Source organism: Uliginosibacterium silvisoli, from assembly GCF_036017035.1.
GTDB classification, from domain to species: domain Bacteria; phylum Pseudomonadota; class Gammaproteobacteria; order Burkholderiales; family Rhodocyclaceae; genus Viridibacterium; species Viridibacterium silvisoli.
Map to the genome: position 1 here is coordinate 227,302 of NZ_JAYXHS010000005.1, position 25,868 is coordinate 253,169.

The following is a 25,868-nucleotide window of genomic DNA, read 5'->3' on the forward strand; positions in this document are numbered from 1 at the left end:
GTGCGTCTAGAAAAGGCAGCTGCGGCTGCCTTTTTTTGTGGACCGCGCTGCGCGCCCTCGCTTACCTGTTTCGGGCAAGAATGATGGATACTCAGCCCCTGTCTGAGCCACCAACAACCAGAAAACTGAATGTTCAAACGGCCTGCAATAGAGTTCACGACCGCCCCGCCGCAAATCGTCAATATCCAGGGCTGGGTGTTGATCCTGCTGTTCCTTGCGTACATTCTTCCTGGCAATGTTGGCCACGCGCCCTGGCGCGGCGATGATGTGGTGCACATCGCCACCACTGCCAGCATGCTGCACTCGGGCGACTGGCTGGTACCGCGCATCGCAGGCGTCGCTTTTCTCGACACACCACCACTGCATTACTGGCTGGGCAGCCTGACCGGAATCCTGCTTGGCTGGCTGCTACCGCTGCACGATGCGATTCGCCTGGCGAGCGTGGCTGCACTCGCATTCGGCTTGTGGGCGTTGCGTGAAGCCGTCAAACGCTTCGTTCCTGCAGAGGCGCCAGCAATCCATTCGGGCAATGCAACTGTTCTCGTTGCGCTGGCCTCCATGGGTTTGCTGATTCATGCGCACGAGGCGCAGCCGCTCATCACCCTGTTCGCAACCGTCGCCGGCACGCTATGGGGACTCTCCATGCTGGCCGAAGCGCCACGCCGTGCAATAGTCGTCGCAGGTGGTTTCCTCGGGGCCAGCTTCCTTGCGAGCGGCCTGTCTGCCCTGATCCTCACCCTGCCCACCTGCGTCGTCGCCTTGACGATCAGCCGCCCTCAGCGCATCACTTTCTCCAGCCTCTGGCCCGGACTATTGCTGGCGGTGGTCTTGATCGCCCTGTGGCCCATCCTGCTTGCCCGGCAAAACGAGTACCTGCTTACACAGTGGTGGCAGCAAGAACTTTCGAGCATCACGCCAGCTTTTCCGCCGAAGCGCTTCTCCGCGCTCGTCAATCTGTTGAGCTGGTTTGCATGGCCGCTGTGGCCGATCGCAGGCTGGGTGCTGTGGACACGCCGCCACCAAATCACGGACGCCGCTTACGCTTTACCGCTCACCGCATTCTTGTGCGCGCTCTGGATCGTCGTCACAACGGGCACGGTACGTCCCGCCAACGCAATACCGCTCCTGCCCCCCCTGATCCTGCTTGCCGGGCCTGGTATCAATCGCTTGCGCAAGGGTGCCGCGAACCTGCTCGACTGGTTCGGCATCATGACGTTCACCTTGATCGGCGCCTTCCTGTGGTTCTCCTGGGGCAGTCTGCACCTCGGGTACCCTGCTGCGCTCGCGCGCAACATCACGCGCCTCGCCCCGAACTTCACACCGCACATTTCCTGGTGGGCAATTCCACTGGCGGTGCTGCTATCCATTGGTTGGGTGCTGGCCTTGATGGCCGTGCCCCGCTTCCAGCTGCGTGGCGTGCTGCGCTGGGCACTGGGTATGACGCTCGCCTGGGGACTGGCCACCACGCTATGGCTGGACTGGTTCGACTACGACAAGAACTACACGCGCATCACGTCACAGATATCCGCACAAGTACGTGAAAACAAGGACTGCGTAATGGGGCTCGGCACGGGCGATGTGCAACGCGCAGCACTTGATTACTTCAGCAAGATCCGCGTCCAACGCTTCAGCAGATCGAATACAAAATGCAATCTGGTGCTGAGCTACCAGTCCGGACGCAATGCGCTTTCCGCACCTGGCGAAGACTGGTCGCTGCAATGGAGTGAGACGAAGGGACGCGGCCGCCTGCAGGAGCAGTTTGCGCTGTTCCGGCGCAAGGGCAGCAAGGCGGACTAAGCCCAGTCTGCGAGAAACTCGCGCCAGGGCGGCTCGTTGAGCGCCTCTAGCGCGGCACGGACCATGCGGACCTTCGCGGCGTATTGCGATTCATCCAGAAGGCCCAGCGTCATTTGCGAACGTAGACAGACGAGGTGCCCGATCACGGCATCTGTGGCGCAATGCGCATGTACTGCGTCACGTTTGCCCGCACGCCACGCATTCCAGATCTGATTGTCAGCCAGGCCCCGTTGCCCCGGGAACCCGCACAGCCGGGCCAGCTCGTGTAGTCCAGGCCGGCCCCCGTCGGGTGCTGCAAACAAGGACGCCAGATCAAATTGCCCCACGTGCGCCTCGAGTACAGCCCCCGGAACGGCGCCGCACACCAGGCTGCGATTGCGTAGCACGGGCCAATCGAAACGCGCAGTATCCCAGCCCACGGGCTGTGCCCGCTCGCCTTTTACGAGATCGGCGAAGCGCTGGATGAGCGTAGCTTCGTCATCGTCTGCCAGCGACACGACGCGGAATTGCGCGTCATCCTGCACGCAGCAGGCGATGCTGACGACACGCTGCAGATGCAATCCGAGCACGTCGGGCGCATTGCTTGCATCAGCCAGAGCGCGCCCTTTCTGATAGGCAAATTCGACCACCTCGTTGTCGGCCAACGCAGCGGGCAAGCCATGCAACCCGCGTAGGCCGACTACGTCTGGCACGGCAGCAATCCGGAACACGAGCAGCGGACTCAACTCAGCCAGATCACTCATGTTCGCCGGTGCTGTCACGCCGGAAATACTCCGGTGGACAGATAGCGATCGCCACGATCGCAAATGATCGACACGATGACGGCGTTCTCCAGCTGACGCGACAATTGCAGCGCCACGCTCATCGCGCCGCCGGACGAGATCCCCGCAAAAATGCCCTCCTCACGCGCCAGACGGCGGGTGATTTCTTCGGCATCAGCCTGCGCCACGTTGAAAGTCTCATCCACTCGTGCGGCATCAAATATGCTCGGCAGATACTCGACGGGCCACTTCCGGATGCCGGGAATCTGCGCACCGTCTTCCGGCTGGCAACCGATGATGCGTATCGCAGGATTCTTTTCCTTGAGAAGGCGCGAGGTACCCATGATGGTGCCGGTCGTTCCCATGCTGCTGACAAAGTGGGTGATTGTGCCGCCTGTCTGCTCCCACAATTCAGGCCCCGTCCCTTCGTAATGCGCGAGCGGATTATCCTGGTTGCCGAATTGATCGAGAATGATGCCCTTGCCCTCATCACGCATGCGCTCGGCCACGTCGCGCGCCAGCTCCATGCCACCTTCGCGTGGCGACAGCACGAGTTCGGCGCCGAAAGCGCGCATCGTTTGACGGCGCTCAATGCTCTGATTCTCGGGCATGACCAGAATCATCTTGTAGCCGCGGATGGCTGCAGCCATGGCCAGTGCAATACCGGTATTGCCGCTGGTAGCTTCTATGAGTGTATCGCCGGGCTTGATATCGCCACGCTGTTCAGCGTGCACGATCATCGACAAGGCAGGTCTATCCTTCACCGAGCCCGCCGGGTTGTTGCCTTCCAGCTTGGCGAGCACGACGTTATTGCGGCGTGCGGCCTCGTCGCCGGGCAGGCGTTTGAGACGCACGAGGGGCGTGCGTCCGACGTAATCTTCTAGGGTCTGGAATTCCATGGGGTCCGCTGTCCTGATGGCTGCGTAGTTTCGGGCTTCGCAATCATACCGGAGAGGCGTCAGGAGGACGCCAGCGGGGCAAGGGCGGTCAGCTTCGCTGGATGCGATCGATGTGTCCGACCAGCTCTTCAGACTCGTCGCGCAACTGCAACAGCTGGCCGCGCATGGCATCGAGGCGATCGGCCATCATGCCCATCATCTGCCGCACAGCTTTCATCGGCGTTCCCGCCTCTGCGCGGGTGCCATCGATCATGCGTTGCATCTCGCGCAACATCGCCTGATGCTCGGGCGGCGCCGAAGAGATGAAGGCGTTGATCATGAGCTCCCGTTCGGCGAAAAACGCAGCGGGATCCTGTCGGGCCAGTTGGCTCCAATGATCGAAATCGAAATTCGTGTTTGACACAGGCCGCTCCGCTGCATGAGGCTATCTAGGGTTAACCTGATGCTACGCGCAACAACCAGACCATTCAAGAAAGCGACAGTCCGCATGGCAGGGCCACGGAAGTGTCGTTTGGCAATGAACGTGACTTTGCACACACCATGAAAAACGGCAGCCAAAGCTGCCGTTTTGCATTCAACCACCCCGTCCCGGATCAGGCTGCAATCAACAAAGGAGGCGGCATCTGGTCTTCGCGCAGGAGTTGAGCACGTGTCACCGTGCGCTGTTCGCCCATGCTTGCCAGCAATTCCTTCATGTCGAGAATCAGCACGATCTGGCCATTCGACAGCGTGCTGACGCCGGCCACACCCTTCGGACGGAAGTCGTCGAGCGACTTGATGACCGCATCTTCGCGACCCGCAAAGCTGTCGATCGCCAGGATGAAACTCTGCTCCGCCGTCTGCATGAGCACGCCGTACTCCGGCACACGCTCCTGCGGCCAGCCGAGCAAGGCGGCCAATGTAACGATCGGCAGAACTTCTCCACGCACCACCATCGTGGCGCGTCCGCCCAGCTCCTGAACTTCACTGGCAGCGATCGGCAGGATCTCGCGAACCATGGACAGCGGCACGGCGAAAGGCTGATCGTTGAGACACACCAGCAACACCGGCAGGATGGCCAGCGTCAGCGGCAGGGAGATGATGAAAGTCGTGCCCTTGCCCTGCTCGGAACGGATGTCAATCGTGCCATTGAGCTTGAGGATATTGGTGCGTACCACGTCCATGCCGACACCGCGGCCGGATACGTCCGACACCTTGTCGGCGGTCGAGAAGCCCGGCAAGAACACCAGGTTGTAACTCTGGCGTTCGTCCATGGTGTTGGCTTCTTCATCGGAGATGAGACCTTTCTCCAATGCCTTGGCGCGCAGCTTCTCGGGGTTCATGCCCTTGCCATCGTCAGCAACGATGATGAGGATGTGATCGCCCTCCTGACGTGCTTCGAGACGCACGATAGATTTCTCGGGCTTGCCCGCCAGCGCACGATCCTTCATCGACTCCACGCCATGATCCACAGCATTGCGGATCAAGTGGATGATCGGATCGGACAGATCCTCGATCATCGTCTTGTCGATTTCGGTCTCTTCGCCGTCGAGTTGCATTTCGACGTCCTTGCCCAGCGAGCGGGCCAGGTCGCGCGCAATGCGCGGATATTTCTGGAACAGACGGCCGATCGGTTGCATCCGCGTCTTCATGACAGCGTTCTGCAGATCCGAGACCAGCAAGTCCAGCTGGCTCACGGCCAGATCAAGCGCATGCAGGGTATCGGTATCGTTCTTGCCGTTGAGAATGTCGCTGCGCAATGCGTTGAGACGATTCTTGGTCAGGCCGATTTCGCCGGAGAGATTCAGCACCTGATCCAGACGCGCCGTGTCCACGCGAATGGAGTTGTCACGTACGCGCTCGCTGTCACGACGGCCAACGGGCGGGCCCTGATAGCCTGGCTTGTCCGTCGTACGGCGGCCTACTGCAGCCTTGACGATGTCGTCCGCAGCAGCGTCGGTCAGATGCGGATCGGTCGCTGCGTCTGCGGTGGGCTGTACGCCCGTCACGGCGGAGTACAGCGAACCCCAGTCCAGGCCGTCGTCGCCCAAGGGGACAACGGCACTTGACTCAACAGCCACTGACGCAACAGCGGGAGCGGAAATCTGTTCCTTGAGGTGCAGCTTCGGAGCGGACTTCAGCTCACCGGCAATCGCCAGGCGCAATGCCTCGATCAGGCCGGCGTCGGCAGCTGCCGGCTGCATGCCACGTTCGAGATCGCCGAACATGCTGCGCACGGTTGCGGTCGCGGAAAGAATGGCATCCAGCACTTCTGGCGTTACCACTTGCTGGCCATTGCGCAACAGATCGAACAGGTTTTCTGTGAGGTGACACAAGGTCACCATCTCGCCTGCATTCAGAAAGCCTGCGCCCCCCTTGATGGTGTGAAAGCCACGGAAGATCTCGTTCAGCAATGCCCGGTCGTTCGGCGTGCGTTCCAGATCGACAAGCTTGTTGTCGACACCGGATAGCAGATCCCCGGCTTCCACCAGGAAGTCCTGCAACAGCTCTTCCATCCCCGCAAAATCGCTCATGTTCAGCTCCAGTAATGCGACGATCAGAATCCGAGACTCTCGAGCAGGTCATCGACCTGTTCTTGTCCCGTTACAACGTCGGTACGCCCTTCGGCATTGATGACGGGGCCATTGAGCAGGCCTTCGTTATCGGGTGTGCGTTTGTCCTCGGGCACCACTTCGATGAGCACCTTGAGGAGTTCGGTTTCCAGCGTGGCAGCCATGTCCACGATCTTCTTGATCACCTGACCGGTCAGATCCTGGAAGTCCTGCGCCATCATGATTTCCATGAGTTGCGCATTGACGACCTTGCTGTCAGCGGCTGTCTGATTGAAGAAGCTGCGCGTATCGGCGGCCAGAGCCTTGAACTCATCGACCGACAATTGCTTGGCATAGAGTTTTTCCCAGCGCTCATCCAGAGACGCTGCGTGCTCCTCAACGCGATCCTGGATCGGCTTGGCAATGTCCGTCGCGTTCAGCACACGGCTGGCGGCCTGCTCCGTCATCTGCGAGATATAGGAGAGGCGCTGACGTGCATCGGGCAGCTTCTGGGCCGTCTCCGAAATCATGCGGTCGTAGCCGAGCTCACGAATCGTGTCGTGCAACAGGCGGGTCATCTGACCGACGCGATGGAACACGTTTTCCTGGCGTTCTTCCGGAGTGCTCGCCGCATGCGTTGCCGCGCCAGAAGCGGGCACGGCAGCCGAGGAAACCTCGTCGAACAGCGCTTCAAGGTCAGGCGAGTCACCAGCCTCATTGCTGGGCACGGCGCTCATTTTGGCAGCCGCCTTGGCAGGCGCGGCACTTGCCACAGTGTCAAACAGGTTCTGCAAATCATCGCTGTCACCCACTCCGTCCGAGGACGCAACTACTTCCAGTTGAGGCGGGGATGTCTGTTTCCCTGCCTGATCGGCGATCGAATCGAACAGCGCCTGCAGATCACCGTTATCGCCTACTTCTTCCGCTTTTTGCCGCTTGGCCATGGCCCCACTCCTGAATGCTTTATGTCAGTGACTTGTTTCCAGGTTGAAGACCGATCAGGCCGCAGCCTTCTTGTCGAGCTTCTCGAAAATCTTGCCGAGCTTTTCAGCCAGCGTCGCAGCGGTGAAGGGTTTTACGATGTAACCCGAAGCACCTGCCTGGGCTGCTTCGATGATGTTTTCCTTCTTTGCCTCGGCAGTAATCATCAGCAGAGGCAGATGCGCCAACTGCGCATTGGCACGAATCGCCTTGAGCAACTCGATGCCGGTCATGTTGGGCATGTTCCAGTCGCTCACGACAAAGTCGAAACCACCGGCTGTGAGTTTCTGCATCGCGACCACACCGTCTTCCGCCTCATCGACATTGGTGTAGCCCAGCTCCTTGAGGAGGTTGCGCACAATGCGACGCATGGTCGAAAAGTCATCAACAACGAGGAATTTCATCTTTGGATCCGACATGACTGTTCTCCGGTTAGTCTCGGTTAGCTTTAAGGAGGTACGGGCGCAGCGTATCGGCAAGCACTTCCGCATCAAATTTTGCAACGTAGGCATCGACACCTACGGACTTGCCCATGGAGCGATTCGCCTCCGACGACAATGACGAATGCATCACAACAGGAATGCCGTCAAAGCGGGGGTCACTCTTGATGTGGCGTGTGAGCACGTAGCCATCCATCTCGGGCATCTCGGCGTCGACGAGGATCATGGTCAGCTCGTCGGCGAGGTTACGTTTCTGCTGTGCAGCGTGGGTCGCCATGCCCTCCAGGCGCGTCCAGGCTTCTTGTCCGTTCAGTGCATGCTTGTGATGCACGCCGAGCTTGTCCATCACCTCGGCAATTTTCTTGCGGGCAACCGCCGAATCATCGACGAAGAAGACATTGACTTCATGGCCTTTATCGAGCGGCGTGATGATGCCCACCGGCGCCTCGCCAAAGGTCTGGGCGAGAATCGTTTCAACGTCGAGAATCGATACCAGCTTGCCGTCAGGCAGATCGGTGATGGCGGTAATGAAGCTGTTCGACGTGGCCAGCATGTTGTCGGGCTGGCGCACTTTGTCCCAATCGACGCGGATGATGCGATCCACTTCCTGCACGAGGAAACCCAGCGTGCGCTTGCTGTACTCGGTGACCATCATCGAGCCGCCCAGCTCCTGGCCGGGACGCGCGATGCCGATGACCTTGGCCAGCGACAGGACGGGAATCACATTGCCGCGCAGAGAGATCAGGCCCTCGACTCCATGCGGCATATTGGGCGACTTGGTGATGAAGGGCGCCTTGGAAACTTCGCGCACCTTGAACACATTGATACCGAAGATTTCGCTGGTACCCAGCGAGAACAACAGGATCTCCATGCGGTTGGAGCCGACCAGTTTCGTCCTGGCGTCGACTGTGTCCAGCAGATTGTCGTTAGCTCGTTCCATGTTCACCTCGCACCATCATTCTTCTCTCACACATATCCGCACATTCATTTCTGAAGATCGCTTAGCTGGCCTCTCATGCCGCCAGATTCACGCTCTCCGGCACCAGCATCGAACGCACGGCGTCGGCGAGTCGATGCGGTTCAAACTTCGGCACATACGCATCCACACCCACCGACTTGCCCAGCGTCTGGTTCGACATCGAGGACAGTGAGGAATGCATCAGCACGGGCACGCCATCAAAGCGTGGGTCAGACTTGATCTTCTTGGTCAGGATGTAGCCATCCATTTCCGGCATCTCGACGTCCGTGAGAACCAGGTGGACCATCTCCCAGACCTTGCGCCCGCTCAACTCGGCATGCGCCGCCATCTTCTCCAGCTCTTCCCACGCCGCGCGGCCATTCACGGCGCCCACACTGCGCAACCCGAGAGCGGTCAGCGTGCGCTCGATCTGGCGACGTGCGACCGACGAGTCATCGGCATAGAAGACGGTGAAGTCACGGCCGATCGATTCGATATCCTTGAAGGTGCTCTCTTCGTCGTACTGCGTCGTCTCCGACAGCACACGTTCGACGTCGAGCATCATGATCAGCTTGTCCTGCTCCAGCTCGGTCACGGCAGTCACGAGGCCGCCGAGGCGAGAAGTCATCATGTCTGGTGGCACACGCATCTGCGACCAGTCGAGACGCAGGATGGTGTCCACACCCTCGACGAGGAAGCCCTGCGTGTGGCCGTTGTATTCGGTAACGATCATGATTTCGCGCTTGCCATCGGGATCGATGCCGCAGTAACGCGACAGATCCACGACCGGCACCAGCTGGCCGCGCAGCGAAACCATGCCTTCGACGCCCTTCTGCATGTCGGGCGCGGCGGTGATCGGTGGCGTCTTCATGACTTCGCGCACCTTGAAGACGTTGATGCCGAAGCTTTCGCGACGGCCTGTGCGCGTATCCACGCCCAGCGTAAACAGCAAGATCTCAAGCTTGTTGGTTCCCGCAAGCCGCGTTCTGGCATCAATGTTCTTCAACAGCTCTGACATGACAATCTCCGTACCAAGGTTCGCTTGATGAGCCGCCGGTACTTGCAGGTACCTTACGAACATCATCAACCCAAGAGGTTTTACGGCTCCCGTTTTCCAAACTTGAGCGCTGCCGGGCCTGTAATCAGGCACTAATACGGCACAGACCGAGTAGCCGTCCGTGCAAAAAACGTAACAACTCAGGCCCGGAAACCGATCCTGAAGCCGCCCCAATGGCGGCCTTTCACATAAATAGGCGCTGAAATGTCGTGCAACACCTCGCCGGTATCGCGGCGGTAGGTCTGCACGAGATAAGCAAGTTCGTGGGCGCCGCAACGCCGCCCGACGGGATCGTCAAAAATCCGTTTCGTCCGGTTGCGCGCGGTGTCCAGCTTCACGTCGCCGGTCAGCGGCAGGCTGAAGCGCAGGTTGTGCGTCGGAAAATAACCGCGCAGATCCACTGCACCGGCAAACACGCATTCGGGGTGCTGGTCGAGCACCGGCTCCTGGATCGGCGGGAAGATCTCGTCCGTCAGCGTGTCGAAGCGGGTGCGATATTTCTGGGGCTGCGTTCCGTCGATCGGTACATATTGGTCGTCGAACAGGTCTTCGACACGGATGCGACCGGAATCCACCGCCCGCTCAAGCACGCCGCTGATGGCAGCCGCTGCGGCCGCCACGACTCCCGGCATGGCCGTATGCGTGCGCGAGGCCGCCTCGCCTGCCGCACCAAGCTGGAAGACCTTGGCGATCTGCTGCATGTTCTCGGCCTGCTGCGCCAGTTGCGAGCAATGCTCCTGCGTACGCTCAGCCAGCATCTGGTTGCTCTGCGCCGATCCGACGATGTCGCTTACATCGCTGGCAAGCGCATGTGCCTCGGCGACGCGTGCATTCATGGCCGACACAATGGACTCGACCCGCTCAAGCGTCTGCCGGGCGCCATCATTGATGGCCTGCAAGGAAGCTCCGGCCTCGCGCGCCCGCTCGGCGCCACCTCGCGCCTGCTTGCTGCCTGACTCGATGGTGACAATCGCCAGCCGGGTCTCTCCCTCGATCAGGCTCGTGACATTGCCTATCTCACGCGTCGCTCGCGTAGTGCGCTCGGCAAGCTTGCGCACTTCGTCCGCAACGACAGCAAAACCCCTGCCCTGCTCACCGGCACGGGCCGCTTCAATCGCTGCGTTGAGCGCCAGTAGATTCGTTTGGTCAGCGATTTCGTGAATCTCGGCCACCATGGCGGTGATCTCACGCACGCGGCCGTGCAGTCGGCCAACCACCTCGACCGAGCTTGTAGCGTTGTCGGCAATGCGGTCTATTTCGGCGACGGCGGCGCTGACGGCCTGACGCCCTTCAACCGACAGCGTCGCTGCCTGCTCGGCGATCTCGGCGGCCTGGCGCGCATCGTCGACCGTGCCCTGGACGTGCTCACCCATCAACGCCAGCGATGTAGCCGCACGGTCGGCACCCGCATGCTGCTTCTGCGAGCCCTGCACGATGGCATCCGCCCCCTGACGCAGTTGCTGTGACACCTCGGCAAGCCGCCCGGCATCCACCATCGCCTTGCCGAACAAGCCTTGCATGGACAGCACAAACTGGTTGATCGCAGTGCCAAGTTGTCCGGCTGGCGCAGCGCCTTCGCTGGCGCGACGCGTCAGATCGCCATCTCGGATGATGTCTTTGACCATCGACGTCATGGCATCAATCGGGGCGCTGGCGGAGGATTGCATGCCAGTCAGCAGTCCTGCGAACAGCAACACGCCGAACAGATCGATCACGAGCGCCGCGACGCCACCCGTGCCAAAGAGATGGGGAGCGCCAATGAACCAGGCAGCCATACATGCTGCGAGGGCGGCAAAGCGCCCCAAGCGCGATCCCCTGCCTGTAGCACGTGCCTTCGCGAGCACCTCAGCGAACATCTGATCCCCTCGGAAAATCCGGCATGACGACTGCCTGAAAGCCGCAGCGCGAAGGTATGGCCGCTGCTGCTGTATGCCCGTTTATCGGAAGGCGGAGCGGACAACTTGAGGTGGCGAAACCTTGCGTTACAAGGACTGCATCACCGTGGGGATGATCGTTTTTTCAGACAGAACAACGAGAAGGCGCTGCGGCCGACGGGCGAGCAAAGGCCCTCAGCAATGCCTGCGAAAGAACCGGGAGGGAGTTGGGGACAGGAGGAGCAGCGCTACTGCGCGGGCGAGGCCGGGTGGCCCCGCCGCCGGGAACAAATCAGTTGATGCTGAACAGCTTGGAGAAATTGGCAATATCGAGCACCTGACGCACGTTGCCATTGACGCCCACCAGTGCCACGTCGCGACTGGCCGCTTTGGCCTTGTCACGCAGCATGAGCAGCATGCCCAGCGCGGAGCTATCGAGGTAGGAAACCTCCTTCATGTCTACCTGCACTGCGCGTCCCTCGGACTGCTGCAGCAACTTCTCGACCGCCTCGCGAAATTCGCGATGCGCCTTGAAGTCGAAACGTCCGGCAAGGCTGAGCGTGGCCGCACCATCATTTACCGTCACATTTGTATCCATGAGTTGATTCTCCGTGTCGCTGTTACATCTATTTGGGATTATCGTCCGCCGAGGGTGCTCTCTTGAGGCCTCTCTGCCCGTACAGTCACAATCCGTATATTTCTAGGCCGCCCGGCGCTCTCCCTGACGCAGCCTTTGCAGCAAAAGGTTGGCGATATTCTGCAAGGGCGCGACCTCCTGCGCCCCACCTATCATCGCCGCTTCACGCGGCATACCCCACACCACGCAGCTGTCCTCGTCCTGCGCGACCGTCCAGGCACCTGCCTGACGCATCGCCAGCAGGCCTTGGGCGCCATCCTTGCCCATTCCGGTCAGCAATATACCAAAGGCTCTGGGCCCCAACATTCTGGCGGCGGACAGAAACAGTACATCCACCGATGGTCTATGCCGGTTGACCGGTTGGGCACCCGAGAGTTCACATGCGAGATTGCCACCCTGGCGCTTCAGGGAAAGATGCGAATGCCCGGGTGCCAGGTAGGCCGTGCCGGGCTTGATCGGCTCGCCATCTTCGGCTTCCTTGACGTGCAGACGCGACAGGGAGTCGAGCCGTTTAGCAAATGACGTAGTGAACAATTCCGGCATGTGTTGAACGATGAGGATGGGCGGCATCTCTGCCGGCAGGGGCGTCAGCACCTCCCGGATAGCCTCCGTGCCGCCGGTCGAAGCACCGATCAGGATGACCTTGTCGTTCAGCACAGCCGGACTGAGCGCAGTCGGCCGATTCGCCTCGGCCGGGCTCGTATCGCGCGCGCCCTGCCGCGCCGCGCTGGCTTGCCAGGCTCCACGCAGACGCTCGCACAACTCGTCAGCCACGGCACGCTCACAACCGGAGGTCGTCAGCCGCGGCTTGGCTACAAAATCGGCCGCACCGAGCCCCAACGCACGCAACACTGCCTTGGAGCCGCGCGCGCTGGCGTCGGACACCAACACCACGGGCAAGCCCTGGCCGCGCAGGATATCGGCCGGGAAATCGCTGTCCTTGCGCAGCGGTAATTCCGCTTCCAGGGTCATGACATCCGGTTTCTTGTCGCGAATCGCCTGACGCGCCTGTGTTTCGTCACTTGCCAGCCCGACAACCTGCATGTCTGGCGCAGCATTGATGATATCGGCCAGCGCACGACGCACAGCTGCTGATGGATCGACCACGAGCACCTTGATCTTCATCGGGCACATCCACGACAAGACTGGCATATCGCCAGAGGATGCTCACAGCGGATAGCCGACGCGCTCATGCAGCGTCGCTCCTGCCGCCGTCGGCGGTGCGCGCGTAAACCGTCCTGCCGATGGAGCGGAAGATCTTCGCGGCATGCATGAAGTTTTCGGAGTGCCCGGCATATAGCAAGCCTTCCGGGCGCAGCAGCGGCGCGAAGCGCTCGAGAATGCCGTACTGGGTCGGTTTATCGAAATAGATCATGACGTTGCGACAGAAGATCGCATCGAACGGCCCTTGCACGTTCCAGCGCGACTCCAGCAAATTGATCTGTCGGAAACTGATCAGGCGCTGTAATTCCGGCTTCACGCGCACCGAGCCCTGCGGATCGCCAACGCCCTTGGTAAAGAATTTCTGCAGGCGTGCCGGCTCCAGGCGCTCCACACGGTCGGCGGTGTAGATACCCTGCTCGCCGTGCCGCAGGACATTGGTATCAAGGTCCGAGGCAATGATCTGCACTGGCGGCGTCATCGAGCCCAGCGCCTCGCAGGCCGTTATGGCCAATGAATAAGGCTCTTCCCCCGTGGAGGCGGCATTGCACCAGATTCTGATCGGGCGCTTCTCGGCGATCTTGCGCAGGTTGTCGGCAAGAATGTCGAAGTGGTGCGCCTCGCGGAAGAACGAGGTCAGGTTGGTGGTCAGCGCGTTGACGAAGGCCTCCCACTCGGCGGGATCTTCGTTGCGTTCCAGCGAGTCGAGGTAATCCTGGAACAGCGACATCTTCTTGGCGCGCAGGCGGCGCGCGAGGCGGCTATACACCATGTCCTGCTTGGCCGGAGACAGCGATATGCCAGCACGCTTGTAGATAAGCGCACGAACCCGCTCGAAGTCACGCTCCGTGTAGGAAAACTCGCGCGCGCCCAGATCCATCTTTTTCAGCATCGGTTCAAGGGAGTTCATGAAGCCGCTTGTTGGAAGAGGCGGTCGCGCTGACGATAGTCCATTGGTCCTCGCCAGTGCATCCGCACTCCCCCCTATACGCGTCAACTTCTTTTCATCAGTCAAGAAGGGTTCCCCTTTCATTCAGGGCTAGAGTGTTCTCGAGGTAAACCACGCAGCAAAACATGCGATCTGCATCACGATGGTTCGAGCGCAACATGGTTCATTTCGGTGGAAGTCTGATCAACAGACGGCGTACCCGACAATGCACCAGCCATCCGCAACAAGGCCTGCGCATCGTCGTCGCGCATCTTGCCGGCCTTCAACACCAGTTCGCGCGAGAGCTTCTGCAAGCGCCAGGCGATTTCATTGAAGACGCACTCCGCTTCGAAACGCGACTCCTGCAACTCGTCGCTGTCGAGCTTGCCGTCCAGCATTGCGAGGTGGCCAACACCGGTACTGGCAAATGCCTTCTGCACTTCGGCAAAGCGATCAAAGACTTCGTCCACCACGACTCTGACGGTTTGCGTCGTAGCCGCCGATGGCGACATCAACTCATCATAGATGCCGAGCACATCGGCAATGCGCAGCAAGACGGAATGCACGCTGGCATGCACATCGTCTTGCGGCGCAACGATCTTCTCGCGCGCGGCGCCGCGCTCCAGACGCAGCAAGTCGTTCACCAGACTCACCAGCTCCGGCTCGTGTTCGCCCGGCATGATCTTCAACGCGATATCGATACGGCTGAAAGCGGCGGGCTTCTGCACCAGCGCCGATAGCACTTCTGCCAGCGACAGTACGCGCCCGGCGGTGGAGATGGCTTGCCCGCGCAGACTGCGCGGATAACCGAAGCCATCTGCATACTCGTGGTGCTCGAGAATGGCGCGCTGGGTCATCGTGTCGAAACCACACACCTCTCGCGCCAGCGCTGCGCCGATGATGGGGTGCGAGGCATAGCTCATCCACTCGCTGGGGGTGAGCTTGCGAGCGTCCAGCACCGCCGGGTCGATATAGAGCTCGCCCACATCGTGGAACAGGCCGCCGAGGCACATGGCGGACATCAGCTGCGAATCGTTGTAGCGATAAGCGTTGGCAATGCCCATGGCGATCAGCGCCGTGGTCACCGCGTGGCGAGCGGCACTCTCGGTTCTGGAAAAGGACACAGCGAGCAAGGTGCCTGCAGCCTCGCTCATCTTGCAGGTCGACAACATGTCCACCGGCGTCACCCGCCCCTGCGACCAGTTACAGATCCCTGCCAGCAAGGGCAACTCGTCCAGCACCTCTTCGGCAATGCGCACCAGCATGGCGCCGGACGGCGGTTCGCCGGTGCTGATGCAGACCTCGATTGGCTTGACCAGCTTGTGGCTGATGACCTTGGCGTAGACATCTGCCGACACCCTGGCGCCCGCAGCCAGGATCTTGACGCCCTTGTCGTTGTAGATGTCTTCGCTGAGCGCGATCTCCTGCTTCGCAGACAAATCGACAACCGCCTGCAGGAAGTGTCGGTTGGCCTGCGCAGGTATGGTGGGTAAAGCGGCAGTCATCGGAACCCCGTGAAAGTGCAGCCCGTCGCCCATACTGGCCGCCGGGAAGGCCTGATCCTTGGTACAGCGGGAAAAAGGTAAGCACCGGGCTGGCCATATTGACTCCCCTCGTCTGGCTAGCCCGTTTGATACCCTGTTGCTGCTATCAGAACCCTTAACGGCATGCCTACCGGTCTAATTGAGTGAAAATCTGGATATTCGATGAACGTCCGATAGCAGGGCGTTTCACGACGCAGATTCATGAAACGCTTACAATCAGCGCTCCGCAGTTCGCACAAATTCGCAATATTCGTGGAAAACACATGGCATCCGATCGCCCCATCCTGCTGGTCGAAGACAATCCCGATGACGAAGCGCTGACGCTGCGCGCTTTCGGCAAGCACCGCATCCCGAACCAGATCGTCGTCGCGCGCGACGGCGTCGAAGCGCTGGACTACCTCTTCGGCACTGGCCAACACGCCGGACGCGACGTGGCAGACCTGCCCGCCGTCGTGCTGCTGGATCTGAAGCTGCCGCGCATCGACGGCCTGGAGGTACTGCGACGCATCCGGGCGGACGCGCGCACGGCCCTGCTGCCCGTCGTGGTGCTGACTACCTCGCGCGAGACGCAGGACATCCACGAGGCCTACAGCCTGGGTGCAAACAGCTACATCCGCAAACCCGTGGATTTCGAGCAGTTCCTGCTGGCAGTCGGCCAGCTCGGCACCTACTGGCTGCATCTCAACGAGCCCTCGGACAGCCGTAGCGCTTACTGAGCTTGATGGTTGGAGAAACAAAAAGGGCGCAGATCTCTCTGCGCCCTTTTTTTGTTTCGTTACGAGCCTACTCCAGCTCTTCGATCCACGCCGCTTGGATGGCTTCGAGGATGCGCTCGCCGCAGCGCTTGGGATCGTCGTCGAAGTCCGGCAAGGCCATGACCCATTTCATCAGATCGACGAAGTTGATCCTTGTCGGATCCACGTCAGGATGCGCATCGATCAGCTCGATGGCGATGTCCAGCGAATCGGTCCACTTCATTTCTTCGGCCCTCCGCCTTCGCTTGCCAGATTGATTGTGTAGCGCGGGATCTCGATCACCAGCGGCGTCGCCGCCACGATGGCCTGGCACGACAGGCGCGAGTTCGGCTCCAGCCCCCAGGCCTTGTCCAGCATGTCCTCTTCCAGCTCATCCGCTTCGCCGAGCGACTGGAAACCTTCACGCACGATCACATGGCAGGTCGTGCACGCGCAGGACTTCTCGCAAGCGTGTTCGATGTCGATGCCGTTCTCCAACAACGCGTCGCAAACCGACTCGCCGGGCTCGACTTCCAGCACCGCGCCATCTGGGCACAGCTCGACATGGGGCAAAACCAATACTTGGGTCATTCAAGATTTCCTGATGTATCCGCCCGATATGCAGGCGGGCGAATTCTACAGACTGTCCACACGGCTACCTTTGAGCGCCGAGCGAATCGCCTTGTCCATGCGACGCGCTGCGAAATCAGCCGTCGCAGCAGAAAGCGATTCGATCGCAGCCTTGATGGCGAGATGATCCACGCCATCGCGCGCAGTCGTCACGCCAGCAATAGCCGTCTCGATGCGCTTCGCCTCTGCCAGCGATAGCAGGTCAGCATCCTCAGCCAAGGCCTGACCCGTCGCATCAATCAGGCGATCGGCATCGACGCGTTGCTCGCGTAATGCGCGCGCTTTCATATCGTCAGTAGCGAACTCGAAGCCGGCCTTGAGCATGCCCGCGACTTCATCGTCAGACAGGCCATAGCTCGGCTTCACCGTCACGTTTGATTCAACGCCAGTACCAAGCTCACGCGCCGAAACCGACAGCAAACCATCCGCATCGATCTGGAAGGTCACGCGAATACGCGCCGCGCCAGCCACCATCGGCGGGATGCCACGCAGCTCGAAACGCGCCAACGAGCGGCAATCGCTCACCAACTCGCGCTCGCCCTGCACGACGTGAATCGACATCGCCGTCTGGCCATCCTTGAAGGTCGTGAACTCCTGCGCCTTGGCGACCGGAATCGTCGCATTGCGCGGCACGATCTTCTCGACCAGGCCGCCCATCGTTTCCAGTCCCAGCGACAGGGGAATCACATCGAGCAGCAGCCAGTCTTCGTCAGCACGGCGATTGCCGGCCAGCACATTGGCCTGCACTGCGGCACCGATTGCCACGACCTTGTCCGGATCGATATCGATGAAGGGCTCGCGACCGAAATAGGTTTTCACGGCTGCGCGCACATGCGGCATGCGCGTCGCACCGCCAACGAGTACAACAGCCTGAATCTCAGCAACCTTCAGCGATGCATCGCGCAGCGCCTTCTTCACAGGCTGCAGGCAACGCTCGACGAGCGCCTGCGTCAGGGAATGGAACGTCTCCACCGTGACCGTCACATTGCGTGCGCCGCCACCCAGTTGCGGCACCTTCGCGATAACAGAGGCTTCGGTCGTCAGCGCTTCCTTCACGCGGCGCGCCTCGGACAGCAGCGCACGGTTTGCACCGCAATCCAGATCGGCACCGGCGGCCTGTTTGTGCAACCAGTTGGCCAGCACTTCATCGAAGTCGTCACCACCCAAGGCGGAATCGCCACTCGTAGCCATGACTTCGAAGACTCCACGCGACAGGCGGAGCACGGAGAAATCGAACGTGCCGCCACCCAGATCGAAGACGGCGTAAATGCCTTCTGCCGCCTCATCGAGCCCGTAGGCGATCGCGGCTGCCGTCGGTTCATTCAGCAAACGCAGAACGTTGAGGCCCGCGAGCTTCGCCGCATCCTTGGTCGCCTGGCGTTGTGCATCGTCGAAGTACGCCGGCACGGTGATCACAGCTCCCACCAGATCACCACCCAGCGTCTCTTCCGCACGGGCGCGCAACACCTTGAGGATTTCCGCCGACACCTCGACCGGGCTGCGCGGACCGGCAACGGTATTGATACGAACCATGCCCGCAGCGTCAGCGAGGTCGTAGCGCGCGCGCATGCCGGGATCGGCATCGGCCGGGCCACGCCCCATGAGGCGCTTCACGGATGCGATGGTGTTGCGCGGGTCGGTCGATTCAGCCGCCAAAGCATCGACGCCAACCACCGTCGAGCCGCCCTTCAGGTAGCGCACGACGGAAGGCAGCAGGCGACGCCCTGCTTCGTCCGGCAGGCATTCTGGAATCGAATGGCGCACGGTGGCGACGAGCGAATTGGTCGTTCCCAGATCGATACCCACCGCCAGCCGATGCTGGTGCGGTGCAGTCGATTCGCCGGGTTCGGAAAGTTGCAGTAAGGCCATTTATGGAATTCCAGCTCGGAGGGAGCTTAAAAGCGGTGCTTCAGCGCGGGGCTTAATTGTCCAGCAGAGCCAGCGCATCATCAATCTCGCTGCGCAGCTTTTCCATGAACATCAGACGCCGCACAAGCTCTGCGCTGCCAGCCAGATCATTGGAGTCGTCCAGCGCGTGCTGCAGGTCATCCAGCATCACGCCTTCATCGCGCTGCAGATCGGATTCGAGTCTCTGCAATGCGTCCACTTTGCCGGCGGCATCTTCCACCGCTTCGCGCCAGGCCATCTGCTGCATCAGGAAGGCGTGCGACATGGCCGTATTGCGCTCGGCATCGATCTCCACGCCACGCCGCTTGAGCAGATAGCGCGCACGTTCAACAGGATTGCGCAATGCGCGATAAGCCTCGTTGGCATGCGTCGCCCATTGCATGGCAACGCGACGCTCGGCTTCGGAGCGATGCGCAAAACGATCCGGATGGACCTGCGCTTGCACGCCGCGATACGCCGATTCAAGAGACGCCGTTTGCAGGGCGAACTTTTCCGGAAGCTGGAAGAGGGAGAAATAGTCTTGCATCAGCTGTTGTGTTGCAGGGCTTCAGGAATGGCGCTAAAAATTTAGCGCGAGAAAAACATCAGGGCGCCGTAGCGCCCAGTCAGCCTGTGCTCAGACGTTGAACGACTCGCCGCAACCGCACTCGTTCTTGACGTTGGGGTTGTTGAACTTGAAGCCTTCGTTCAAGCCTTCGCGCACAAAGTCCAGCTCCGTGCCATCGATGTACGGCAGGCTCTTCGGATCGACCAACACCTTCAAACCATGGCTTTCAAAAACCAGATCGTCCGGTGCTTCTTCGTCGGCATATTCGAGCTTGTAGGCCATGCCCGAGCAACCCGTCGTTTTCACGCCCAGGCGCACGCCAACACCTTTGCCGCGCTTGGCAATGAATTTCGAAACGTGATTGGCTGCTGCTTCGCTCAGAGTGACTGACATGGTGCTACCTCGTTTCAGGCGTGTTTTTTCTTGTAATCCTCAACGGCCGCCTTGATGGCGTCTTCTGCGAGGATCGAGCAGTGAATTTTCACCGGTGGCAGCGCCAGCTCTTCGGCGATCTGCGTGTTCTTGATGTTGACCGCCTCATCCAGCGTCTTGCCCTTGACCCACTCGGTCACCAGCGAGCTCGAAGCAATTGCCGAGCCGCAGCCGTAGGTCTTGAACTTCGCATCTTCGATGACGCCGGTTTGCGCATTCACCTTGATCTGCAGCTTCATCACGTCACCGCAAGCAGGCGCGCCGACCATGCCGGTGCCCACTTCAATGTCGCCCTTTTCGAAGGAACCCACATTGCGCGGATTTTCGTAGTGATCCAGAACCTTGTCGCTATATGCCATTTCAATTACTCCTGAAGCCGGGGGTTACTCTCTGATCGAACGGTCAAAGCCGTGCGACTTATATCTTCAATGTGCTGCCCATTGCACGGTATTCAAGTCGATACCGTCCTTGAACATGTCCCACAGCGGTGACAGTTCGCGCAGCTTGCCAACCTTCTCACGCAACAGATTGATCGTGTAATCGACATCTTCTTCGGTCGTGAAGCGGCCGATGGTGAAACGGATCGAGCTGTGCGCAAGTTCGTCCTCGCGCCCCAGCGCACGCAGTACGTAAGACGGCTCCAGCGAAGCAGAGGTGCATGCAGATCCGGAAGACACGGCCACATCCTTGATCGCCATGATCAACGACTCGCCTTCGACGTAGGCGAAACTCATGTTCAGATTGTGCGGCACGCGCTTGCTCAGGTCGCCATTCACGAAGGTCTCTTCGATCGTCGACAGGCCTTTCAGCAGACGATCGCGCAGCGCACGGATACGCTCGTTCTCACTGACCATTTCTTCCTTGGCGATACGGAACGCTTCGCCCATTCCAACGATCTGGTGCGTCGCGAGCGTGCCCGAACGCATGCCGCGCTCGTGACCACCGCCATGCATCTGCGCTTCGAGACGCACACGCGGCTTGCGACGTACGTACAGCGCACCGATACCTTTCGGGCCGTAAGTCTTGTGCGCCGAGAAGGACATCAGATCGACCTTCAGCTTCGACAGATCGACCTCGACCTTGCCAGTCGCTTGCGCTGCATCGACGTGGAAGATGATGCCTTTCTCACGGCAGATCTCGCCAATCTCGGCGATGGGCTGAATCACGCCGATCTCGTTGTTCACGAACATCACCGACACGAGGATCGTGTCCGGGCGCAGCGTGGCCTTAAACACACCCAGATCGATCAGGCCATCTTCCTTGACGTCAAGGTAGGTCACTTCAAAACCCTGGCGCTCCAGCTCGCGCATGGTGTCGAGCACAGCCTTGTGCTCGGTCTTCAGCGTGATGAGGTGCTTGCCCTTGCCCGAATAAAAGTTCGCAGCGCCCTTGATGGCGAGGTTGTTGGATTCGGTCGCACCGGAAGTCCACACGATTTCCTTCGCATCGGCGCCGACCAGCGCAGCGACGTTTTCGCGCGCCTTTTCAACAGCCTCTTCCGACTCCCAGCCATAGGCGTGCGAGCGGCTCGCCGGATTACCGAAATGCTCGGTCAGCCACGGAATCATTTGCTCGGCCACGCGCGGGTCAACCGGGGTGGTCGCGGAGTAATCAAGATAGATCGGATACTTCATTGTTTTGCTCCAGGGGGAACCTGTAATTCTTGGTTTCAGATACTGCTTGGATTATTCAACCAAGCTATTCAACCGAGACCGCAGTGAGCTGCCTCAACTGCAACAAGGTCTCGCGCAACACTTCCAGAAATCGCTTCACATCTTCCAGCTTCGTCGTCGCACCCATGCTCACACGTACCGCTCCACGCGCCAGTTGCGGAACCACGCCCATCGCCAGCAAGGTCCGCGAGGGTTCGGGATTGGCGCTCGAACATGCCGCGCCACTCGCAATCGCAAAACCCGCGCGATCCAGCTTGCCTACCAGCGTGTCGCCATCGACACCTTCGAAGGCAAAATAACTCGTATTCGGCAAACGCGGTTCGACACCACCAAACACCCGCGCATCCAGCGCCGACAACCCGGCTTCCAGTAAATCGCGCGCGGCACGCATGTTTGCGCTGCGCATCCCTAACTCACTGCTCGCCAACTCACACGCGGCGCCAAACCCCACGATCGCGGCGACATTTTCGGTGCCTGAGCGCAAACCACGCTCATGACCGCCGCCCGCAATCAGGGCCTGCAACTCCAGCCGCTTGTCCAGCACCAAGGCGCCAGCGCCAATCGGCCCGCCAATCTTGTGCGATGACAAAGTCATCGCATTCACACCCAATTCGCGAAACGCCACGGGGATTTTCCCGAGCGCCTGCACCGCATCGCTGTGCAGAAAACCACCCGCCTGCTTTACGACTGCCGACAGCGCTGCAACGTCATTCACTGCACCGCACTCGTTGTTCGCCAGCATCTGCGACACCAGCATCGGCCGCTTCGCCGTGATCAACTCCTGCGCGGCCTCTACATCCAGATGGCCATCAAGCTTCACCGGCAACTCCAGCACCGACCACCCTTGCCGCACCAACTGCTTCGCAGGCTCGCGAACGCACGGATGTTCCGTCGCACCGATTGCAATCACGCCCGGCTTCAAGAGCGCTGCGGCGCCTTTCACAAACAGGTTGTTCGCTTCCGAACCACCGCTCGTGAAAACCACTTCAGTCGCATGCGCACCGACCGCTGCTGCAACCTGTTGCCGCGCGCGATCGATTGCATCGCGCGTCAGCCTTCCATACTCATGTCGACTCGACGCATTGCCGAATCGCTCGCGCAGGTACGGCAACATCACCTCAAACACGCGCGCATCAATCTGCGTGCTGGCGTTGTTGTCGAGATACAGCGGCGCGAACATCTATTTCTCTCAGACCTGCGCCGACACCACGTCAACCGGCCCAGCCACGACCTTCGTGCTGCATTCGCGTGCTTCACGGAACATGGTCACTTCATGCTCTTTGCTGCATCGCTGACGCTGCTGTTCTACCAGCCCGGCCAAAGTCACGGATGCCAGATACTCGAACATGCGCTTGTTGAGATTCGTCCACAGATCGTGCGTCATGCAACGACCTTCGTCATGACAGTTTTCCTTGCCACCGCACTGCGTCGCATCCAATGGCTCGTCGACCGCGACGATCACGTCCGCCACCGAAACCGACTCCATCGGCTTGGCCAAGGTATAGCCGCCGCCTGGCCCGCGCACGCTGGCAACCAGCTCATGGCGGCGCAACTTGCCAAAGAGCTGTTCAAGATAGGAAAGCGAAATGCCTTGCCGCTCGCTGATGCCGGCAAGCGTGACGGGCCCATCGCCCTGGCGTAAAGCCAGATCGATCATCGCCGTTACGGCAAATCGTCCCTTGGTAGTCAGCCTCATATCACTCTCCGGCACAGGGCGTTGCCCGCCTGCGCAAATACCCGATCAATTTCCTCAAGTATAAAATACCCGACTAAATCGATCAAGGATTTTGCCGCGCAACAGCCGGAAAATGGGCAAATCAATCAACGATGCGCGACAGATAGTCGTGATCGAACTGCTTCGAGTCAGCCACATCGGACTCGTTGCAGAGCCCCGCGGCCTTGAGGCGCTCGACCAGCGCATCAATACGCTTGTCCTGCTCCGAGGCGTGATCGAGCAAGGCATGCAAGGCTTTGCTCAGGGGGTCATCCATATCGCGCGTGATGCCATAGGCAGAGAAACCCTGCACATCGGCACTGTGATCGCGGTCTTTGGTCTCAATCACGCGCGCAGGAATACCCACAGCCGTGGCGCCAGCCGGCACAGGCTTCGTCACCACCGCGTTCGAGCCGATCTTGGCGCCCTCACCCACTGTAAAGCCGCCAAGAACCTTGGCGCCGGCGCCCACAACAACGCCATGCTCCAGCGTGGGATGGCGCTTCACGCCCCGATACAAGGAGGTGCCGCCCAGCGTCACGCCTTGGTAGATCGTGCAATCGTCACCGACTTCGGCCGTCTCACCGATGACCACGCCGGTCCCATGATCGATGAACACGCGGCGGCCGATCTTCGCGCCGGGATGAATCTCGATGCCAGTCCACCAACGCGAAAACACGGAGACAGAACGCCCGAGCCAGAAGAAACCGCGACGCCACAATGCGTGGGAAATGCGATGGACAAACAAGGCGTGAATGCCCGGATAACACGTGAGCACTTCCAGCCTGCTGCGTGCGGCTGGATCCCGCGACAGAACGCTGTTGATGTCTTCACGCAAGTGGGCAAACATGAAATGCCTTTTAAAGTGTCTGGAAAGAAAAAGTCAGGAATCCTCAGGCGGCTGCCCAAGACCCGTTTCAATTGTACTGGTGCGTCGCTTCGTCACAGGTTTTTCAAAGAAGCTGATCATCCCGCGCAGGATGTTGACCTCATCCCGTTCAAGCGCAATTCGCCCGAACATGCGACGCAAACGCGGCATGAGCCGCTTGGGATTGGCCGGATCGAAGAACCCCGTTGCCGTCGTGGCGCGCTCGATGTGCTGCATGAGCTGCTCGACTTCATCCACTGTCGCGAGCGCACCTGTCATCGAAGGAGCTTCACCAAGCGACAAAGTTGCCAGGCGCAGCTCGTAACACATCAGCTGAACCGCCGCGCCAAGGTTGAGTGACGCATATTCAGGATTGGCCGGGATCATTACCGGCAACTGGCACAAAGCCAGATCCTCATTCGACAGGCCGAAAGTTTCGTTGCCGAAGACCAACGCAACGGTTTCGCCTGTACGAATCCGCCCCGCCAGCGTTTGTGCCGCATCGCGCGACCATTGCATCGGCAAGGACAACTCGCGGCGGCGAGACGTCAGCGCGGCCGCGATCGTCACACCGGTCAGCGCTTCAGTCAGGGAGTCTGTCTGAACGGCATTGTCGAGCACGTCAGTCGCTCCTGAAGCACGCGAATAGGCTTCGCTATCGGGAAAAGACTTTGGCCGCACAAGATAGAGCGATGAAAGCCCCATGGTTTTCATCGCGCGTGCAGCAGCACCAATATTTCCTGGATGACTCGGTTGCGTCAGGACGACACGAACGCGGCTCAAAGCCGACTGATCCGACATATAATAGAGGGTTTCCAAAGGCAGCTTTTTGCTCGCACGACCTCATGCGAAGCGCGCTGCCATCGCTCATTCAAAAGTCATGCATCCAATACTGAACATTGCCATCAAGGCTGCGCGTCGTGGCGCAACCGTCATCAATCGCGCTTCGATGGACCTCGATCTGCTCGAAGTTCAAGCCAAACAGCCGAAGGATTTCGTCACCGAGGTGGATCGCGCCGCAGAAGCCGCCATCATCGAAACGATTCGCGAGGCGTATCCGGAGCACAGCATTCTAGCAGAGGAGTCTGGCGCGTCCGGCGATGCTGACAACGGCGAGTTCCAATGGATCATCGACCCTCTGGATGGCACGACGAACTTCATCCACGGTTTCCCTCAGTACTGCGTGTCGATCGGCATTGCGCAGAATGGCGTGATGCAACACGGCGTGATTTACGACCCGAACCGCAATGAGCTCTTTACTGCAAGTCGCGGCAAGGGGGCCTTCCTTAACGACCGTCGGATCCGCGTGGGCAAACGCACGCGTCTCTCCGACACCCTGATCGGTACAGGCTTTCCGTTCCGCAACTTCGAGCACATCGATGCGTATCTCGGCATGTTCCGCGAATTGGCCGAGAAGACGGCCGGCTTGCGCCGCCCGGGCGCAGCCGCGCTTGATCTGGCCTGGGTGGCCTGCGGCAGGACGGATGGCTTCTTCGAGATGGGTCTCTCGCCGTGGGACATGGCCGCGGGAGCATTGGTGGTTCAGGAAGCTGGAGGTCTGGTGAGCGACTTCGGAGGCGAGGGGGCGTACCTCAAGACGGGCAACCTGGTGGCGGGCTCGCCCAAGATCTTCGGGCAGCTCCTGCCGATCGTGCAGAGCCACTGCGGCGAAGCCCTCAAGGCCTAGTTTTCGGGGTAGTTGGGCGGCCCCAAACATAAACGCCCGGCCAAGTGATTGGCCGGGCGTTTTGTTTTGCATGTTCGCCATCGGTGAAGCCGTGATCGGCTCATGCA

27 protein-coding genes are annotated in these 25,868 nt (G+C 60.1%); 3 read left to right on the forward strand and 24 right to left on the reverse strand.

The annotated features are described in order from the left end of the window. Positions 1-129: 129 nt before the first annotated feature. On the forward strand, positions 130-1,797 hold the full coding sequence (locus VVD49_RS21590; protein WP_327601312.1) for an ArnT family glycosyltransferase: 1,668 nt from the start codon (positions 130-132) through the stop codon (positions 1,795-1,797). Here the strand turns inward: VVD49_RS21590 and VVD49_RS21595 are convergent. The 13 genes from VVD49_RS21595 to VVD49_RS21655 all read right to left on the reverse strand — a co-directional run bounded on the left by VVD49_RS21595 (position 1,794) and on the right by VVD49_RS21655 (position 15,529). After that, on the reverse strand, positions 1,794-2,540 hold the full coding sequence (locus VVD49_RS21595; protein ID WP_327601313.1) for a hypothetical protein: 747 nt from the start codon (positions 2,538-2,540) through the stop codon (positions 1,794-1,796). The genes VVD49_RS21590 and VVD49_RS21595 overlap by 4 nt on opposite strands. 14 nt (positions 2,541-2,554) lie before the next feature. Then, positions 2,555-3,457, reverse strand: a complete 903-nt coding sequence (gene cysM / locus VVD49_RS21600; RefSeq protein ID WP_327601314.1) for a cysteine synthase CysM — start codon at positions 3,455-3,457, stop codon at positions 2,555-2,557. 88 nt (positions 3,458-3,545) lie between these two features. Then, positions 3,546-3,860 (reverse strand): DUF3135 domain-containing protein, encoded by a 315-nt coding sequence (locus VVD49_RS21605; protein WP_327601315.1) that lies wholly within the window; start codon positions 3,858-3,860, stop codon positions 3,546-3,548. A gap of 190 nt (positions 3,861-4,050) precedes the next feature. Beyond that, complete coding sequence (locus tag VVD49_RS21610) at positions 4,051-5,970, reverse strand: chemotaxis protein CheA (protein WP_327601316.1); 1,920 nt, start codon at positions 5,968-5,970, stop codon at positions 4,051-4,053. A gap of 23 nt (positions 5,971-5,993) precedes the next feature. Next, positions 5,994-6,932, reverse strand: coding sequence for a protein phosphatase CheZ (cheZ, locus tag VVD49_RS21615; RefSeq protein WP_327601317.1), 939 nt, complete (start codon positions 6,930-6,932; stop codon positions 5,994-5,996). 54 nt (positions 6,933-6,986) lie between these two features. Next, entirely contained in the window at positions 6,987-7,388 is a 402-nt protein-coding gene (gene cheY / locus VVD49_RS21620) for a chemotaxis response regulator CheY (protein WP_327601318.1), read from the reverse strand. Positions 7,389-7,401: 13 nt separating this feature from the next. After that, positions 7,402-8,349: a chemotaxis protein gene (locus VVD49_RS21625; RefSeq protein ID WP_327601319.1), complete on the reverse strand. Its 948-nt coding sequence runs from the start codon at positions 8,347-8,349 to the stop codon at positions 7,402-7,404. Positions 8,350-8,422: 73 nt separating this feature from the next. Next, on the reverse strand, positions 8,423-9,385 hold the full coding sequence (locus VVD49_RS21630; RefSeq protein ID WP_327601320.1) for a chemotaxis protein: 963 nt from the start codon (positions 9,383-9,385) through the stop codon (positions 8,423-8,425). Positions 9,386-9,564: 179 nt separating this feature from the next. Then, complete coding sequence (locus VVD49_RS21635) at positions 9,565-11,199, reverse strand: methyl-accepting chemotaxis protein (RefSeq protein ID WP_327601321.1); 1,635 nt, start codon at positions 11,197-11,199, stop codon at positions 9,565-9,567. A gap of 391 nt (positions 11,200-11,590) precedes the next feature. After that, complete coding sequence (locus tag VVD49_RS21640; protein ID WP_327601322.1) at positions 11,591-11,896, reverse strand: STAS domain-containing protein; 306 nt, start codon at positions 11,894-11,896, stop codon at positions 11,591-11,593. Positions 11,897-11,998: 102 nt separating this feature from the next. Then, on the reverse strand, positions 11,999-13,060 hold the full coding sequence (locus VVD49_RS21645; protein ID WP_327601323.1) for a protein-glutamate methylesterase/protein-glutamine glutaminase: 1,062 nt from the start codon (positions 13,058-13,060) through the stop codon (positions 11,999-12,001). Between the two features lie 64 nt (positions 13,061-13,124). Continuing rightward, complete coding sequence (locus tag VVD49_RS21650) at positions 13,125-14,006, reverse strand: CheR family methyltransferase (protein ID WP_327601324.1); 882 nt, start codon at positions 14,004-14,006, stop codon at positions 13,125-13,127. Positions 14,007-14,182: 176 nt separating this feature from the next. Then, positions 14,183-15,529 (reverse strand): HD-GYP domain-containing protein, encoded by a 1,347-nt coding sequence (locus tag VVD49_RS21655; protein WP_327601325.1) that lies wholly within the window; start codon positions 15,527-15,529, stop codon positions 14,183-14,185. A gap of 302 nt (positions 15,530-15,831) precedes the next feature. Here VVD49_RS21655 and VVD49_RS21660 point away from each other — a divergent pair, with 302 nt between their 5' ends. Then, positions 15,832-16,284: a response regulator gene (locus VVD49_RS21660; protein WP_327601326.1), complete on the forward strand. Its 453-nt coding sequence runs from the start codon at positions 15,832-15,834 to the stop codon at positions 16,282-16,284. Positions 16,285-16,351: 67 nt separating this feature from the next. On the opposite strand, the gene iscX is transcribed toward VVD49_RS21660, so the two are convergent. The 11 genes from iscX to VVD49_RS21715 all read right to left on the reverse strand — a co-directional run bounded on the left by iscX (position 16,352) and on the right by VVD49_RS21715 (position 24,875). Beyond that, positions 16,352-16,546, reverse strand: a complete 195-nt coding sequence (iscX, locus tag VVD49_RS21665) for a Fe-S cluster assembly protein IscX (RefSeq protein WP_327601327.1) — start codon at positions 16,544-16,546, stop codon at positions 16,352-16,354. Then, the gene (gene fdx, locus VVD49_RS21670) at positions 16,543-16,893 is read right to left on the reverse strand and encodes an ISC system 2Fe-2S type ferredoxin (RefSeq protein ID WP_327601328.1); all 351 of its coding nucleotides are present in this window, start codon (positions 16,891-16,893) and stop codon (positions 16,543-16,545) included. The genes iscX and fdx overlap by 4 nt, the downstream gene beginning before the upstream one ends. A 45-nt stretch (positions 16,894-16,938) precedes the next feature. Beyond that, on the reverse strand, positions 16,939-18,801 hold the full coding sequence (hscA, locus tag VVD49_RS21675) for a Fe-S protein assembly chaperone HscA (RefSeq protein WP_327601329.1): 1,863 nt from the start codon (positions 18,799-18,801) through the stop codon (positions 16,939-16,941). 52 nt (positions 18,802-18,853) lie between these two features. Then, positions 18,854-19,366, reverse strand: a complete 513-nt coding sequence (gene hscB / locus VVD49_RS21680; RefSeq protein ID WP_327601330.1) for a Fe-S protein assembly co-chaperone HscB — start codon at positions 19,364-19,366, stop codon at positions 18,854-18,856. Positions 19,367-19,456: 90 nt separating this feature from the next. Then, the gene (gene iscA, locus VVD49_RS21685) at positions 19,457-19,780 is read right to left on the reverse strand and encodes an iron-sulfur cluster assembly protein IscA (protein WP_327601331.1); all 324 of its coding nucleotides are present in this window, start codon (positions 19,778-19,780) and stop codon (positions 19,457-19,459) included. Between the two features lie 14 nt (positions 19,781-19,794). Beyond that, positions 19,795-20,178, reverse strand: a complete 384-nt coding sequence (gene iscU, locus VVD49_RS21690) for a Fe-S cluster assembly scaffold IscU (RefSeq protein ID WP_327601332.1) — start codon at positions 20,176-20,178, stop codon at positions 19,795-19,797. A gap of 66 nt (positions 20,179-20,244) precedes the next feature. Beyond that, complete coding sequence (locus VVD49_RS21695) at positions 20,245-21,453, reverse strand: IscS subfamily cysteine desulfurase (protein WP_327601333.1); 1,209 nt, start codon at positions 21,451-21,453, stop codon at positions 20,245-20,247. A 64-nt stretch (positions 21,454-21,517) separates the two neighbouring features. Beyond that, entirely contained in the window at positions 21,518-22,672 is a 1,155-nt protein-coding gene (locus tag VVD49_RS21700) for a cysteine desulfurase family protein (RefSeq protein ID WP_327601334.1), read from the reverse strand. A 9-nt stretch (positions 22,673-22,681) separates the two neighbouring features. Beyond that, positions 22,682-23,188, reverse strand: a complete 507-nt coding sequence (iscR, locus tag VVD49_RS21705; RefSeq protein ID WP_327601335.1) for a Fe-S cluster assembly transcriptional regulator IscR — start codon at positions 23,186-23,188, stop codon at positions 22,682-22,684. 121 nt (positions 23,189-23,309) lie between these two features. Next, on the reverse strand, positions 23,310-24,056 hold the full coding sequence (cysE, locus tag VVD49_RS21710) for a serine O-acetyltransferase (RefSeq protein WP_327601336.1): 747 nt from the start codon (positions 24,054-24,056) through the stop codon (positions 23,310-23,312). Between the two features lie 33 nt (positions 24,057-24,089). Further along, complete coding sequence (locus VVD49_RS21715) at positions 24,090-24,875, reverse strand: RNA methyltransferase (RefSeq protein WP_327601344.1); 786 nt, start codon at positions 24,873-24,875, stop codon at positions 24,090-24,092. 79 nt (positions 24,876-24,954) lie between these two features. Between VVD49_RS21715 and VVD49_RS21720 the strand changes: the two genes are divergently transcribed. Further along, a complete protein-coding gene (locus VVD49_RS21720) occupies positions 24,955-25,761 on the forward strand; it encodes an inositol monophosphatase family protein (protein WP_327601337.1) in 807 nt (268 codons plus the stop codon). Positions 25,762-25,868: the final 107 nt, after the last annotated feature.